The sequence below is a fragment of the Chryseobacterium sp. HR92 genome (genome assembly GCF_045689405.1).
GTDB classification, from domain to species: Bacteria; Bacteroidota; Bacteroidia; order Flavobacteriales; family Weeksellaceae; genus Chryseobacterium; species Chryseobacterium viscerum_A.
Window position 1 is genome coordinate 3,908,716 of sequence record NZ_CP139139.1, and the last position, 15,250, is coordinate 3,923,965.

The 15,250-nt window shown below is 36.4% G+C and carries 14 protein-coding genes; 7 read left to right on the forward strand and 7 right to left on the reverse strand.

The window, feature by feature from the left end:
- Window positions 1–89 precede the first annotated feature (89 nt).
- Window positions 90–728: a porin family protein gene (locus SFA27_RS17610; protein ID WP_047374137.1), complete on the forward strand. Its 639-nt coding sequence runs from the start codon at window positions 90–92 to the stop codon at window positions 726–728.
- A gap of 188 nt (window positions 729–916) precedes the next feature.
- Window positions 917–2,218 (forward strand): DEAD/DEAH box helicase, encoded by a 1,302-nt coding sequence (locus SFA27_RS17615; protein WP_047374136.1) that lies wholly within the window; start codon window positions 917–919, stop codon window positions 2,216–2,218.
- 58 nt (window positions 2,219–2,276) lie between these two features.
- Here the strand turns inward: SFA27_RS17615 and SFA27_RS17620 are convergent, their stop codons facing one another.
- The 7 genes from SFA27_RS17620 to SFA27_RS17650 all read right to left on the reverse strand — a co-directional run bounded on the left by SFA27_RS17620 (window position 2,277) and on the right by SFA27_RS17650 (window position 9,325).
- The gene (locus SFA27_RS17620) at window positions 2,277–3,038 is read right to left on the reverse strand and encodes a TatD family hydrolase (protein WP_407293934.1); all 762 of its coding nucleotides are present in this window, start codon (window positions 3,036–3,038) and stop codon (window positions 2,277–2,279) included.
- 5 nt (window positions 3,039–3,043) lie between these two features.
- A complete protein-coding gene (locus SFA27_RS17625) occupies window positions 3,044–3,565 on the reverse strand; it encodes a DUF4269 domain-containing protein (RefSeq protein ID WP_264518635.1) in 522 nt (173 codons plus the stop codon).
- The gene (locus SFA27_RS17630) at window positions 3,566–4,516 is read right to left on the reverse strand and encodes a GSCFA domain-containing protein (RefSeq protein WP_407293936.1); all 951 of its coding nucleotides are present in this window, start codon (window positions 4,514–4,516) and stop codon (window positions 3,566–3,568) included.
- A 73-nt stretch (window positions 4,517–4,589) separates the two neighbouring features.
- Window positions 4,590–5,561, reverse strand: a complete 972-nt coding sequence (locus SFA27_RS17635) for a polyprenyl synthetase family protein (RefSeq protein WP_047374128.1) — start codon at window positions 5,559–5,561, stop codon at window positions 4,590–4,592.
- Between the two features lie 101 nt (window positions 5,562–5,662).
- Window positions 5,663–6,805 (reverse strand): inorganic phosphate transporter, encoded by a 1,143-nt coding sequence (locus SFA27_RS17640; protein ID WP_047374126.1) that lies wholly within the window; start codon window positions 6,803–6,805, stop codon window positions 5,663–5,665.
- A 13-nt stretch (window positions 6,806–6,818) separates the two neighbouring features.
- Window positions 6,819–7,457 carry a DUF47 domain-containing protein gene (locus SFA27_RS17645; RefSeq protein WP_047374124.1) on the reverse strand — a complete coding sequence of 213 codons (639 nt, stop codon included), beginning with the start codon at window positions 7,455–7,457 and terminating at the stop codon, window positions 6,819–6,821.
- Window positions 7,458–7,609: 152 nt separating this feature from the next.
- Complete coding sequence (locus SFA27_RS17650; RefSeq protein WP_407293941.1) at window positions 7,610–9,325, reverse strand: DEAD/DEAH box helicase; 1,716 nt, start codon at window positions 9,323–9,325, stop codon at window positions 7,610–7,612.
- 227 nt (window positions 9,326–9,552) lie between these two features.
- Here SFA27_RS17650 and SFA27_RS17655 point away from each other — a divergent pair, with 227 nt between their 5' ends.
- The 5 genes from SFA27_RS17655 to SFA27_RS17675 all read left to right on the forward strand — a co-directional run bounded on the left by SFA27_RS17655 (window position 9,553) and on the right by SFA27_RS17675 (window position 15,009).
- Window positions 9,553–10,863, forward strand: coding sequence for a TolC family protein (locus tag SFA27_RS17655; RefSeq protein ID WP_407293943.1), 1,311 nt, complete (start codon window positions 9,553–9,555; stop codon window positions 10,861–10,863).
- A 3-nt stretch (window positions 10,864–10,866) separates the two neighbouring features.
- Window positions 10,867–12,132: an efflux RND transporter periplasmic adaptor subunit gene (locus SFA27_RS17660; protein WP_407293945.1), complete on the forward strand. Its 1,266-nt coding sequence runs from the start codon at window positions 10,867–10,869 to the stop codon at window positions 12,130–12,132.
- 93 nt (window positions 12,133–12,225) lie between these two features.
- Complete coding sequence (locus SFA27_RS17665; protein WP_047374115.1) at window positions 12,226–12,975, forward strand: ABC transporter ATP-binding protein; 750 nt, start codon at window positions 12,226–12,228, stop codon at window positions 12,973–12,975.
- Window positions 12,976–12,999: 24 nt separating this feature from the next.
- Window positions 13,000–14,229: an ABC transporter permease gene (locus SFA27_RS17670; RefSeq protein WP_407293947.1), complete on the forward strand. Its 1,230-nt coding sequence runs from the start codon at window positions 13,000–13,002 to the stop codon at window positions 14,227–14,229.
- A 114-nt stretch (window positions 14,230–14,343) separates the two neighbouring features.
- Entirely contained in the window at window positions 14,344–15,009 is a 666-nt protein-coding gene (locus SFA27_RS17675) for a DUF2461 domain-containing protein (protein WP_047374111.1), read from the forward strand.
- Window positions 15,010–15,250: the final 241 nt, after the last annotated feature.

Consider the following 15,250-nt stretch of genomic DNA (forward strand, 5'->3'; position numbering starts at 1 on the left):
AAAAAAATATTTAAATTATCTTTGCAACAGTAATTCCTTCATTTGAAGGAATTATTTTTTATAAAAACTATTAACCATTTAAAATCAATATGAAGAAGAACATTTTTTTCATCGCAGTATTTGCTTTCTCAGCAATATTTAATGCACAAGAAAACACAAAAGATCCGGCATCTATGAGCTTTGGTGTAAAAGGAGGATATTCCTTATCCAATATGAAGTTTTTTGGAAATGGAATTGATTCAAAATCCTATTTTTACGCAGGTATCGTAGCAGAACAACCCTTATCTTCTAAATTTAGCTTGCAGGCTGAACTACTGTACACTCAATTGGGTGGTAAAGATGCTTATCCCTGGTACCAGTTGGTAGGCAGTGAGGTGGTAGACATGGGTGATATGCACTTTGATTACAAATTCAATCAGATACAGGTTCCTATTTCAGTTAAATATTATATTGTTCCGGACCTTTCTGCTTCTGTAGGGATGAACTTAGGATTTAACATATCATCCAAAGTAAAAATGAATACTGTTTTTGGAGAGACTGAAACCCACAATTACGAATCTTTAAAAACCTTGAATTTATTTCCGTTCCTGGGTGCAGAATATAAGATTAATCAAAAGTTTTTTGTTGACGCCAGATACAATTTTAATTTTATAGAAATAAATAAAAACAATTCAGTTCCTATTAAAATTGGATTTCTACAGGCTGGTGTAGGATATAGATTTAAATAAAAAATAAATTTCACATCGATAAAATGACTACTCAAATCCGGGTGGTCATTTTATTTTACATGCTTAGAAATGTCTTTACAAAGATGCAAAACGCTAAAATAATATCTTAATTTTTTTTAAACTACCTTTGCAGAATGTAATTCTTTCAGACTGAAGGAATTTTTATTTAAAATTTTAAAATAATTCATTTGAATTTTACAGACTTAAACTTAATAGAACCTATTGCAAAAGCAATTCAGGAGCAGGGATACACGACTCCTACTCCTATCCAGGAAAGATCAATTCCTGATATATTAGATGGCAGAGACTTTTTAGGCTGCGCGCAGACAGGAACTGGTAAAACAGCTGCTTTTTCTATTCCTATTCTACAGAATTTATCCAAAAATAAGATTCCCAATAAACATATAAAAGCATTAATCCTTACGCCAACCAGAGAACTGGCCATTCAGATTGAGGAAAACATTAATGCTTACGGTAAATATCTTCCATTAAAACAACTTGTTATTTTCGGAGGGGTAAAACAAGGAAACCAGGAAGCTGCTTTGAGAAAGGGAGTTGATATTCTGGTAGCAACACCTGGAAGACTTCTGGACTTTATTGCTCAGGGAATTATCAGCTTAAAAAACCTTGAGATCTTTGTTCTAGATGAAGCAGACAGAATGCTGGATATGGGTTTTGTACATGATGTAAAAAGAATCATTAAACTTTTACCTCAGAGAAGACAGACTTTATTTTTCTCAGCAACAATGCCGGGGGAAATTCAGAAGCTGGCTAATTCTATCCTTAATAATCCTGTAAAGGTAGAGGTTACTCCCGTTTCTTCTACAGCAGATACTATCAAACAATCCGTTTATTTTGTTGAAAAGGAAAATAAACTGAATTTACTAACTCACATTCTTGAAAATGATATTTCAGATTCAGTACTGGTATTTTCAAGAACGAAGCATGGTGCAGATAAGATCTCAAGAAAACTTCAGAAAGACAATATCTCTGCTGAAGCCATTCATGGCAACAAGTCTCAAAATGCGAGACAAAATGCTTTGAATAACTTTAAATCCGGGAAAACAAGAGTTCTTGTCGCTACGGATATTGCTGCAAGAGGAATTGATATTGACGAATTGAAATTTGTAATCAATTTTGAGCTTTCCGATGTTTCTGAAACGTATGTACACAGAATCGGAAGAACAGGAAGAGCAGGAGCTGAAGGTAATTCTATATCTTTTGTAGATGGTCTTGATCTTTTGAATCTAAAGAATACAGAAAAGTTAATCGGAAAGAAAATCCCGGTAATCAAGGACCATCCGTTCCATACCGATGATCTTGTTGCCCAGAAAAGGGATTCCAATAATAAACCTATGCATGCAGGTGGTGAGAAACCTAAAACAGGCAGTAATAATTCAAGGCCGAATAACAACCGCAAAAAGCCTTCTGCAGGAGCTTCAGTAGGGTTTAAAAAGCCTAAGAACAAGAATTTCACAAGAAAGAAATAAAAACAACCCCTTTCAACATTGGAAAGGGGTTTTTATTTATCTTAAAATTACAGTTTCACTACTTAAAAAGATTCTTTGCATTTTCTGTCGTGATGCGGTCTATCTCAGAAAAATCTTTCCCATAGATATCCACCAGCTTACCAGCTACAAGATCAAGATAGGAACTTTCATTTCTTTTTCCTCTGTGAGGAACCGGAGCCAGATAAGGAGAGTCTGTTTCCAGGACAATTTTATCCAGAGGAATTTCGTTCAGAAACTGGTCTATTTTTCCATTTTTAAAGGTCACTACTCCACCGATCCCTAAAATAAAATTAAGTTCAATAGCATGCTTTGCCTGTTCCAGATTTCCGGAAAAGCAATGGAAAATACCTCTCAGTTTCGGATGTTTTTTTCTTTCTAATACTTCAAATGTCTCATCAAAGCTTTCTCTTGTATGAATCACAATCGGAAGATCTTTTTCTATTGCCCAGTCAATCTGCTGTTCAAAGGCTTTCACCTGAATATCAAGTGTTGTTTTATCCCAATACAGGTCAATTCCGATCTCTCCAATTGCTGGAAAGTGTCTTTGATCAAGATAATTTTTTACAATTTCAAGTTCTTTTTCCCAAGATTCCGGTTTTACGTAACAAGGGTGTAATCCCATCATTGAAAAAATATGTTCCGGATATTCTGTTTCCAGCTGCAGCATCTTCTCATGAGATTCAGAATCGATGGCAGGAAGATAGAATTCTGTAATTCCTTTATCTAAAGCTCTCTGAATAGTTTCTTTTCTGTCTTCATCAAATTCTTCTGCGTACAGATGTGTATGTGTATCAATCATTTTATTTAAAATTTCAATAGATCTTCGTAAGGATTTTCAAGTCCCAGCAATATTCCGAAAGCGGGTTCTGTCTTTATCCCCTGTTTTTTAAGTTCTATTATTTTTTGTTTAAATTTTTCTCCTTTTTCCTGTAATATTTTGTATTCGGCAACCATATGAAGGTATGCATTCTGCTGTGTTGTAGGCTTATTCTGTCCGAAAATCTCGATGGGGAAACCTTCAAGCATAAAGTTTAATGTAATACATTTCTCACCGTTTACAATGGGATACTCCACTTCTGCATCGTGAGAAATAAGCTGACTAAATATTAAATCATCCAGAAAATCTTGTTCATATTTTAAATCCACTTCGAAAATAATATCCAGATCGCTTCCTTTGATGTCAATTTCTATAGGAACAGTTCCTGCTAAAATGGGAGAATAGTCTTTCATTTTCTCAAAAACGTGATACTTTGTCAGAATTTCGTAGGCTTTTTTCTGTCTTTCATTTCCGCTTTTCAGATAGTCAATTTTTGTAAAATCAAGCATTTAAAATATTTTATGTTTTACTTTTTTACGCTGGATTTCAATTCTTTGATCTAATTTCTCCCTGAATTCTATAAACTTTGGATCTTTCTTATCACTCGTTTTATGCTCCAGAGCCTTCATAATCTTGAAGTTTTCTTTAATAAAATTCTGGGTATCACCTGAAAAATAGGCATTTCCAAATTTTTCAAAAATATAATTAACCGCCTGTGTGCTGGGATGAATCATGTCTTCTTTATAAAAACGGTAATCCCGGAGGTCGTCCATTAAAATCTCATAGACCGGCAGGTAATGACAGTCTTCAAACATTGAAATAGACTCATGGATAGCTGTAATTAATTTAGATTTACTTAACTGGTTTTCTACCATTCCATCTTTAGTGTGTCTTACGGGTGAAACGGTAAAAAGGATTTGTACTCCTTCTTTACAAATATCTTTAAGATCAAGAATCGTCTGATAAATTGAGCTTGTCAGCTCCTGATGAGAAAGCAGTCTTTTTTCAAAAAACTTTTGTGGAATTTTGTGACAGTTGGCCACCAGTTTGTTCTTGGGAAGAAATTCATAGATAAATGAAGATCCATAAGTGATAATGATCCAGTCAGCTTCCTGAAGAAAGGCATTTCCGGTTTCAATAGCTCCATTTATTTTATCAAGGGTCTGATGAATATACCGGGTATCAAAACTGGTGTGATGATCCAGAGAAATATATTCTTCATTATAGGTAATCAGCTCTTCTTCTTCGTAAAATGAAGAATCATGTAATCTATTAATTGCGTTATTGATTGAAAAAGGGTTAAATATCGTCCCAAAGGGGTTGTTAAGGGTCTGAAGTTGTCCATCATGAAGTAAACCTGTCATTTCAGAGGCAAAACATGAACCTATTGAAAATATTTTATTTTCAACTTCAATCTTCTTATCTGAGGCAGGAATATCAACTTCTGTTCTGAATTTCATTTATAAGGGATTAGGATTTAGGTATTAGGGCTCAGGCTGTCTAATTCCTAAGCCCTAATTCCTATAACCTTATTTAACTTTCTCTTCTCAACAAATAATTTGCCAGTTCTATAAAAGGTTTTTTCTTTTCTTCAGGAACATCTATTTTCTGAAGATAACTTTGTCCGATTTCATTATGTTTTTCAATCAGACGTAAAGCTTTTTCGTCTACTTTTGTTCTTCTGAATATCTTTTCTACGCCATAAACTTTATCAACGTTTTCCGTCTTTTTAGAATACCAGTAATCCAGTTCTTTTCTTTCTTCATCGGTAGCATGTTCTCTTGCTAACAAATACAGAACGGTTTTCTTGTTTTCGTAAATATCTCCGGCATGTTTTTTCCCAAACTGTGCCTGATCTCCGAATACATCAAGATAATCATCCATAATCTGGAATGCGATTCCGATATGTTTTCCGAAATTGAAAATAGCTTTGGCATCTTTAAAATCTGCTCTTGCAATTAAAGCTCCAATTTCAAATGAAGAAGCACTCAAAACTCCTGTTTTATAAGTAATCATTCTGATGTAGTCATCAAAAGTAACGTCTTTCTGTGTTTCAAAGTTGATATCATACTGCTGCCCTTCACATAGCAGAAGCCCGGTGTGGGTAAATATTCTGATACATGCTTTAAAGATTTCAGGCTCAAGGTCCTCAAAAAATTTATAGGCTTTAAGCATCAGCCCGTCTCCGGAAAGAATTCCTACATTAAGACCATGTAAAGTATGAATGGTAGGCTTGTTTCTTCTTAAAGGAGCTTCATCCATAATGTCATCATGGATCAGCGTGAAATTATGGAAAAACTCGATAGCCAAAGCCGGCTTAATTGCCTGCTTAAGATCTCCGCCGAACATCTCACAAGCCATCAGCACCATAATAGGACGAAGACGCTTCCCGCCATGGGAAATAATATAATTCATCGGGTCATACAGCTCCGAAGGTTTATCTTTAAAAGTATATTTAGTGATGGCGTCCGCAACAATCTGCTGGTATCTGTCTAAAAATTCCATAAAATCTTTTAATTTGAACAAAAATACGATTTTTCGGGGCTTTATAAAACAAAAAACTTTGCCCAAACGGACAAAGTTTATATAATTGTATGATTTGTTTTTTAGAAAAGGAAGGTTACCACAAGATAGGTAATTCCTGCTACTATTGCAGAGATTGGAATGGTTAGAACCCAAGCCCAAAGTAAGCTTACCGTGATTCCCCATCTTACTGCTGAAATTCTTTTCGTTAATCCTACCCCGATGATAGAACCTGTAATCGTATGTGTAGTAGATACAGGAATCCCGAAGTGATCTGTAATAAATAAGGTAATAGCACCCGCAGTTTCTGCACTTACTCCTTCTAATGAAGTTACTTTCGTAATCTTCGTTCCCATTGTTTTGATGATCTTCCAACCCCCACTCATTGTCCCTAAAGCAATGGCAATAAATGATACTAAAGGTACCCAGATATAATGCTGTGCAAAATAATCAAAACGTCCCGCAGAAGGAATATTCAAATACTGTGCATCCTGAAGCATATTGACGTGATAATAAATTACCGCCGCTCCAATGATTCCCATTACTTTCTGAGCATCATTCAAACCATGTCCTAAGCTGAACAGAGCTGATGAAGCCAACTGTAATCTTTTGAAAGATTTGTCTGCTTTGTGTGGATTTGATTTTTTATAAAGGTGTACAATAATCAATGTGATAATGATGGAGATAATCATCCCTATGATTGGTGCCATGAAAATGAACAGGAAGATAGGAATAACTTTATCAAACTTTACCACACCCTGATGAGTTACCTGGCTGAAAGCTTCTTTAATAGTGCCCCAAATTCCAAGTTCCGGCTGTGCTGCTGCCACATCATGATAATCCATCATGAAAGCATGCATAAGAGCCGCTCCAAGGAAACCTCCGATCAGCGTATGTGATGATGACGAAGGAATTCCGAACCACCACGTAAGCAGGTTCCAGGCAATAGCTGCCACAAGACCGGAAAATATAACTTCTAAGGTGATAAAATTCTCGTTAACTGTTTTGGCAATTGTATTACCAATTTTGAATTCTCCAATAATATAAGCAGCAATAAAGAAGGCTGCAAAGTTCCAAAGCGCTGCCCAAAGTACAGCCTGGAATGGAGTTAAAACTTTTGTAGAAACAATAGTCGCAATTGAGTTGGCTGCATCATGAAAACCATTGATATAATCGAAGATCAGGGCCAACGCAATAATAACTACAAGTAAAATCGGAAATTCCATTTTTTGCTATGTATTAGGCGTATTTAATCATGATGTTCTCGATTGTATTGGCAACATCTTCTGCTTTATCCGTTACAATTTCAAGGTAGTTCAATACAGATGAAACTTTAATAATGTTGATTGCATCATTAGTTTCAAATAAGTCTACCATTGAATTGGAAAGCAAATCGTCAGCAATATTCTCAATAGAGTTCACCTTAATACAAGCTTCTTTCACCTGTTCCATGTTTTTGAACCCTTTAAGGTTTTTCATTGCATTCTGAATTTCAAGACATGCTTTATGGATCAATAAAGAGAAGTCTGAATAAGCCTTCATCTCAGGTGATTTGTAAAGGAAAATATATTTTGTGGAAGCGTAGATATAATCAGCGATATCATCCAATCCTGTTGCCAATGTGTGGATATCCTCACGGTCAAAAGGTGTAATGAAGTTTTTCCCTAATTCTACGAAAATTTCGTGAGTAAGTTCATCATTCTTGTGTTCGAAGTCACTCATTTTCTTCAGCATAGAATCATCATTAAGATCGAAATCCTTGATTCCTGTGTTGAAATCTTCTGACATTGCAACTAGATTTTCAGTTACCTTTTCGAAAAGTACAAAGAAGATTTTATCTTTTGGTTGAAAAGCGTGGAAAATATTACCAATTCCCATTTTTTAGTATTTATAATTCGTGTGCAAATTTCTTAAAAAAGGATTGCACGTGAAACTATATGACATTAAGTTTTGTTAACATTCGCTTAACCACTGATTATCAAATAAAAAAACCGGCTTTAAAGCCGGTTTTATATAGTAATTGATGAGATTTAGTTTGCAACTTCAGCTCTCATATCTTTTCCTTTGAACTTCATTGATTGAATATTGCTCAAGACATTGTCTTTAAACGATTTTTCAACCTCAAAGAAAGAGAATTTTTCCAGGATTTCAATATCCCCGATTTCAGCTCTTTTCTTGGATTTTCCATCAGCAGTAGCCTTATTGATAATATCCAGAACATCAAGCTTCTTCAAATGGTCTTTTTTCCCAAGATTAAAGAAGAATCTTACCATACTCTCATCTCTTCTTCTTGGTTTTCCACCACGATCTCTGTCTCTTCCGCGATCTCTGTCTCTGCTGTCTCTGTTATCTCTATCACGGCCTCTATCTCGGTCTCTATCACGTCCACGGTCTCTTCTTGAGTAATCATCATCTCTGCTGCTCAATTTCTGCTCAACAAGATCGTGTTTGTCTTTGTAATATAAAGCAAGATCCTTCAATTGGAACTGTAGCAGCTGGTGCACCAATTCTTCTTTTGTAAATTTGCTTAGATCCGGAATTAGGCTGTCATCAAATTCGAAAAGATCCTCGTGCTCCGTCAATAATTTTTCGAATACACCTCCTACCTGAGCTTTGATAATATCATCACCAGTAGGAATGAATTTTTCGTTGATTTCAATTTTTGTTGCAGATTTGATCTGTTTCAGTTTTCTGCTTTCTTCAGGCTTTATCAAAGCCATAGAAATACCGTCTTTTCCTGCTCTACCTGTTCTTCCGCTTCTGTGAACGAATACTTCAGGATCATCTGGTAAAGAGAAGTGAATAACGTGAGTAAGAGAGTTTACATCCAATCCTCTTGCTGCAACGTCCGTCGCCACAAGAATATCAATGTTTTTCAATCTGAATTTCTTCATTACCGTATCTCTCTGTGCCTGAGAAAGGTCACCATGAAGAGCATCTGCTGCATACCCGTTCTGCATCAGGAAATCTGCTACCTCCTGTGTTTCCATTCTCGTTCTACAGAAGATAATGGAGTACTGATTAGGGTTAGCATCGATCAATCTCTTCAACGCTTCTTTTTTCTGACGGTACCCTACTACATAGTATTCGTGAGTAATGTTCTTCTTCACTTCGTTGATAGAACCTACTGAAATACGGTGTGGTTTTGTAAGGTAATTTTTGGAAATTCTTTCTACCTCTTTATTCATCGTTGCCGAGAATAAGAAAGTTTGTTTAGTTTCCGGAGTTTCGCTTAGAATGGTTTCCAATTCGTCTTTGAATCCCATAGAAAGCATTTCATCGGCTTCATCTAATACCAACCAATGAATAGCAGAAAAGTCAAGTGCTTTTCTGTTGATAAGATCAATTACTCTTCCCGGAGTTCCCACAATAATCTGTGGTTTATCCTTCAAAGATCTCATCTGATCTACAATACTACTTCCACCATAAACTGCTGTAGTTTTGATGTCTTTCATGTACTTAGAGTAATTCTTTATGTCCTTCGAAATCTGAAGACATAATTCCCGTGTCGGACAAAGCACCAATAATTGGATTTTGCGACTCGTATCGTCAATCATATCCAAAATCGGAAGCGAAAACGCTGCTGTCTTGCCTGTCCCTGTTTGCGCAAGTGCGATCAAGTCGCGAATATCTGAAAGAATAAAAGGGATAGTCTGTTTTTGGATTTCTGTTGGGCTTTCGTAGCCCAGTTCGCCAATTGCCTTAAGGATATCAGGACTTAAATTGGTTTCCGTAAATAAATTCATTAACTATTTTAAAATTTTTGCAAAGATACAATAAATATTTGACTTGTTTTTGAATAAAGTTTTAAATATACAAACTTAAATTCAGAATCTTTTAATATATCTTTAATTTTTCGAAAATTAAATGTAAAAAAAACACCCTTAGGTTAAAAACTTGTTAAACATTATTTTTTTTTATTAAATTGGATTGATTTTTTCTGTGTTATTTATGAATTTTCAAAAATAAAACCATGGAACGTAAATTTTTCTTTTTGATATTCTTATGCATAGCCTTGGAAATATTTTCCCAAACGCCCAATTATCCGGCTGCCTGGACGCTGGATAATTGTATTGAATACGCAAAGGAGAATAATATTTCTATTAATTCTCTAAGGCTTTCAAAAAATGCTGCACAACAAGATCTCCTTCAGGCAAAAGATGCAAAATACCCCAACTTAAGCGGAACTGTTTCACAAGGATTATTTGCCCTCAACGGAAGTGACGGACTTCATCTCACAGGTGCACAATCTCAAAATATCGGAGCCAACTCTTCTATGACCCTGTACCATGCCGATTACATAAAAAACAATGAAATATCTAAAAATATATTGGTACAAATGGCTGATCTTTCCGTACAGGAATCACAAAATAATATCACCCTGAATATTACTCAGGCATATCTGAATATTCTGATGAGTCAGGAAAATATCATCTCTCTTGAAAATGTACTGAAAACAACTCAAACTCAATTAAAACAAGGAGATCAGCTCTATAAAGCAGGAAGTCTTTCAAAGTTAAATTATCTTCAGATCCAGTCACAGGTTGCCCAGGATCAATACAACCTCACGTCTGCTCAAAATAATCTGCGGACCAACACGGTTAATTTAAAACAAATTCTTCAGCTTCCTTCTCATTACGATTTTCAGATTGTAAAACCCGACAGCATTATTGTAGAGGATCAGTTGAAACCATTAGAGGATATTCAAAATATAGCACAAAACCAACGCCCCGAAGTAAAATATAGTGAACTGAACGTAGAAAATTCCAATACGAACCTTAAAATAGCTAAAGCATCTGTTCAACCCACACTGAGCCTGGTAGGAAATATCTCTACCAATTACTCAAACGGTAATGGAAATTACTTTAATCAACTCGGAAACAATTTTTATATGCCTATCGGATTAAGTCTGGGAATCCCGATTTACAATAACAGAATCTATAAAACACAGATTGAGAAATCAAAAATCGCCATTGAACAAGCCAATCTTGATTTACAAAATACCAAAACCATTCTCAATCAACAGGTGGAACAGTCGTACATCAACCTTCAGAATGCTTTATCCCAATATGATTCGGCTTTAAAACAGATGGATATCAGCAAACAGAGCTATGATATTGTAAATGCCCAAATGAAACTTGGCAGTATTGATTATGTGCAGCTTCAGCAACAGAGACTGCTTTATATACAATCTGTTCAGAATTATCTGCAGGCCAAATACACTGCAGTTCTCAATAAACAGATCTACGAATTTTACGCAGGTAACCCTATAAATTTAAAGTAAGCTATGAAAACAAAGAATAAAAAATGGTTGTACTGGGTTGTGGGCAGCATCATTGCTATAGGTGCAGTCTGGTTTTTCTTCATCAGAGAGAAAGAAATAAAAATACAGCTGGAAACTGTAAAACCTGAAATGGGAGAGATTTCAAACTCTATTACCGCTACGGGAACCATTCAACCAGTAGATACTGTTGCTGTAGGTACTCAGGTGTCCGGAATCATTAAAAATATTTACGTTGACTTTAATTCTACAGTGAAAAAAGGGCAGCTTCTGGCAACTTTAGATCCGGATCTGCTTCAGTTTCAGTCACAGCAGATCAAGGCCAATCTTCAAAATGCAAAAAGTAATCTTGCTTACAATGAGATCAATATCAACAGACAGTCACAATTATACAAAGTTGGAGCTATCAGCAAAGCGGATTATGATAATGCCACCAATCAATACAATGCTGCAAAAGCACAGGTAGGTTCTGTAACCGCCCAGCTTTCTACGGCCAACAAAAACCTGTCTCTTACGAATATATATTCTCCAATAGATGGAACCATTCTTAACAGGAACGTAAGTGAGGGGCAAACCGTAGCTTCAAGTTTCAGTACTCCCACCCTTTTCAGTATTGCTAAGGATCTTACTAAAATGAGGGTGCGTGCTTCTGTGGATGAGGCTGATATTGGAAATGTAAAAGTAGGCCAGAAAGCAACGTTTACAGTGGATGCTTTTCCAGATGAGACATTTGACGGCCAGGTCTCCGAAGTCCGCCTCCATCCTACCGTTTCATCAAATGTAGTCAATTATACTACTATCATCAACGCAGATAATTCAGGTTTAAAACTGAAGCCGGGTATGACAGCAAATATTACAATTTACACACAGGTTGTTGAGAATGTTATGAAAATTCCGGCAGCGGCAACCAGCTTCAGACCAGATAGTTTGGTTATCAAAAAATATAAAATAAATTCTCCATTTGCTAACGGTAAAAAACATGAAAAAGGCCAATGGAAACAACAGAACAAAGGAGCTGAAAAGAAAAATGAAGCCGCCGTCTGGATCATTGAAAAGGACAGCACCATTTCCCGTAAAAAGATAAAAACCGGAATGGATAATGACACTGAAATACAGGTTGTCTCAGGATTAAATAAAAATGAAAATATCATCACCGGTTATAAAGTTTTGTCAAAAAAATCTTCTGGCGGACAGGCTAAAAGCCCATTCATGCCTCAAAGAAGAGGTGGTGGAAATAACAGAAACAGTGGCGGTGGCGGCGGACCAAGATAACCTAAATTGTAAAGGATTATCAAACCCAACCAGACTAACCAGCAACCAGCAACGAAACAACCAACAACCAGCAACTAATAAAACAAAAAAGTCATGACAGAAAAAATTCTGGAGATCACGAATCTGAAAAGAGAATTCAGAATGGGCGAAGAAGTTGTTCATGCACTGAAAGGCGTCACATTTACGGTGGAAAGAGGTGAGTTTGTAACCATTATGGGAAGCAGCGGCTCTGGAAAATCTACCCTGCTTAATATTATTGGCTGTCTGGATAAACCATCGGATGGAGACTATATCCTGGATGGTGTTAATATTAAAAACCTTGACCGTGATGAACTTGCAGTTCTGAGAAATCAAAAAATCGGTTTTGTATTTCAGTCTTACAACCTTCTTCCCAGAACCACAGCAAAAGAAAATGTAGAACTTCCGCTTCTTTATAACTCAAAAATTTCTACGGAAGAACGTCACAAAAGAGCTCTACAAGCTCTGGCAGCAGTAAAACTTGAAAGCAGAGTTGATCATCTTCCCAACCAGATGTCCGGAGGGCAGCAGCAAAGAGTTGCTATTGCACGGGCTTTAGTGAATGAACCTGTAATGATTCTGGCGGATGAAGCCACCGGAAATCTGGATACCAGAACTTCGTATGAAATTATGGCACTTATGCAGGATCTGCACAAACAGGGCCGAACCATCGTCTTTGTGACCCATGAACCTGATATTGCCACGTTCAGCAGCAGAACAGTAACCCTCCGGGATGGAAAAGTAATTAAAGATGTAAAGAATGATAATATAAAATCTGCCAGAGAGGCCCTTGATAACCTTCCGGTAAATGATGATTACAGATAGCTTTAAACTTAAAAAACCATTGCAATGAATCTCTCAAACCTCTTCAGAATTGCCTGGAAAGCCCTTTTACGGAATAAGCTTCGTGCATTTTTAACCATGCTCGGTATTATTATCGGTGTGGCTTCAGTGATTGCAATGACTGCTATTGGAGAAGGTTCAAAAAAAAGCATCAGCGATCAGCTTTCTTCAATGGGATCCAATATGATTACCATACGTCCTTCCAGCAACGTAAATGTTTCCGGAGGAGCCAGAATAGGAGCTTCGGGGTTACAGACTTTGAGACCGCAGGATGCTGATGCTATTTCAAAGGGAGCGCCAGATGTTTCTTATGTTTCTCCTGCTGTGCAGACCAACGGACAGTCTATCAACGGTCCTAACAACTGGCCTACCCAGCTGCAGGGTGTAAATGAAGAATATTTCAATATCAGAGACTGGAGCATTGCAGATGGCAACCTTTTCACCAGAAAAGATGTGACCTCATCCAATAAGGTCTGCCTTTTAGGACAAACGGTTTACAACAGCTTATTTCCTAACGGTGAGAATCCTGTAGGAGCCGTTATCAGGTTCAATAAAGTTCCCATGAAAGTTATCGGAATACTGGCTCCCAAAGGTTCCAATGCGTTCGGGCAGGATCAGGATGATGTTATTATTGCTCCTTTCAATACTGTTCAGAGAAGATTTTTAGGAATCACTTATGTTCAGACAATTTACGCAGCTTCTTCAAATGAGAATACTTCACAACAAGCTACGGACCAGGTTTCAGAGATTTTAAGAAAACAGCATAAACTACCTTCTGACGGAAGCAATGATGATTTCAGCGTAAGAACTCAGGCTGAACTTATTTCTACCATGAGTTCTACCAGCCAGCTTTTAACGGTACTTTTATCGGCCATTGCCGGCATTTCTCTTATTGTAGGAGGAATCGGAATCATGAATATCATGTACGTATCAGTTACGGAACGAACCAAAGAAATAGGACTGAGAATGTCTATCGGTGCCAGAGGAAAGGATATCCTGTATCAGTTTCTTATTGAGGCTGTACTTATCAGCATCACCGGCGGAATTCTTGGGGTACTTTTAGGCATTCTGTCTTCGGAACTCGTTACTTTTTTCCTTTCGTGGCCTACTTTCATTACGGAATCCTCCATTATCATTTCCTTTATCGTGTGTGCTGTGACCGGAGTATTTTTCGGATATTATCCTGCATTGAAAGCTTCAAAACTTGATCCTATTGAGGCATTAAGATATGAATAGTTTTTGTACATTTGAATAGTGGGTTTTAAGTTTTGAGGTTCGGGATTCGGGGTTTGGAATTGAGAAACTGTTTCAAATCCAACTTAGCAACAACAATAAAACACCTTACACAATATGTCTGCAAGCATTTCTTCCAAAACATTTGATTTTTTAAACAAATTAAATAAAAACAATAACCGAGAATGGTTTAATGAACATAAAAACCTGTATACTGAATCTCAGCAAAACGTTATTACATTTCTGGATGAACTGATTAAAGAGATGTCCGGTTTTGATGAAGAACTTGCTAAAATTGACAGTAAAAAAGCCTTGTTCAGGATTTACAGAGATACAAGATTTTCAAAAGATAAATCTCCTTATAAAACCAATTTCGGAGCATCTCTGGGAATGGGAAAAGGGAATCAGAAAGGAGGTTACTATCTTCACCTGGAACCTGGAAAATCCTTTTTAGCCGGAGGTATTTATATGCCAGAGTCTTCTGTTCTGAAAGAAGTTCGTAAAGAAATATCGGTATATGGTGATGATTTTCTTAAAATTCTCAACAATAAGGATTTCAAAAAGCACTTCCCTGAACTTGACCAGGATGACAAACTGAAAAAAATCCCCCAGGGTTTTGAGAAAGAGGATCCTATGGGAGAATATCTGAAACTTAAAAATTTCATTGTAGTATATTCTTTAAAAGATGAAGAAGTACTGGATAAAAATGCAGTGAAAAATATGAACAAAGTTTTCAAGCTGATGAAACCTTTCAATGATTTCCTGAACACTCCTTTTCTTTGATGCTCTTATCGTCAATGAGTTACCGGTTTCCCCATCCACAGTAGACATAGATTTCACGGATAATTGTGTACATCTATTCTGGTCGGAATTACACTTCCACACAATGTTTTAAAAGAAATATTCGTAGGATGCAGGTGCCTCTGTGACAAATTGAAAATACGTTAAATTCAACAGGTTACAAAAACAAATTTTAAATATTCATATTGAGAATCAGGTTATTATAATTAACATTTTTTAAGAA

Excerpts from the sequence above, each read along its gene's own strand:
- SFA27_RS17610 (WP_047374137.1), top strand. The coding sequence starts at position 90 with ATGAAGAAGAACATTTTTTTCATCGCAGTATTTGCTTTCTCAGCAATA.
- SFA27_RS17620 (WP_407293934.1), bottom strand. The coding sequence starts at position 3,038 with ATGATTGATACACATACACATCTGTACGCAGAAGAATTTGATGAAGAC.
- SFA27_RS17625 (WP_264518635.1), bottom strand. The coding sequence starts at position 3,565 with ATGCTTGATTTTACAAAAATTGACTATCTGAAAAGCGGAAATGAAAGA.
- SFA27_RS17630 (WP_407293936.1), bottom strand. The coding sequence starts at position 4,516 with ATGAAATTCAGAACAGAAGTTGATATTCCTGCCTCAGATAAGAAGATT.
- SFA27_RS17635 (WP_047374128.1), bottom strand. The coding sequence starts at position 5,561 with ATGGAATTTTTAGACAGATACCAGCAGATTGTTGCGGACGCCATCACT.
- SFA27_RS17640 (WP_047374126.1), bottom strand. The coding sequence starts at position 6,805 with ATGGAATTTCCGATTTTACTTGTAGTTATTATTGCGTTGGCCCTGATC.
- SFA27_RS17645 (WP_047374124.1), bottom strand. The coding sequence starts at position 7,457 with ATGGGAATTGGTAATATTTTCCACGCTTTTCAACCAAAAGATAAAATC.
- SFA27_RS17650 (WP_407293941.1), bottom strand. The coding sequence starts at position 9,325 with ATGAATTTATTTACGGAAACCAATTTAAGTCCTGATATCCTTAAGGCA.
- SFA27_RS17655 (WP_407293943.1), top strand. The coding sequence starts at position 9,553 with ATGGAACGTAAATTTTTCTTTTTGATATTCTTATGCATAGCCTTGGAA.
- SFA27_RS17660 (WP_407293945.1), top strand. The coding sequence starts at position 10,867 with ATGAAAACAAAGAATAAAAAATGGTTGTACTGGGTTGTGGGCAGCATC.
- SFA27_RS17665 (WP_047374115.1), top strand. The coding sequence starts at position 12,226 with ATGACAGAAAAAATTCTGGAGATCACGAATCTGAAAAGAGAATTCAGA.
- SFA27_RS17670 (WP_407293947.1), top strand. The coding sequence starts at position 13,000 with ATGAATCTCTCAAACCTCTTCAGAATTGCCTGGAAAGCCCTTTTACGG.
- SFA27_RS17675 (WP_047374111.1), top strand. The coding sequence starts at position 14,344 with ATGTCTGCAAGCATTTCTTCCAAAACATTTGATTTTTTAAACAAATTA.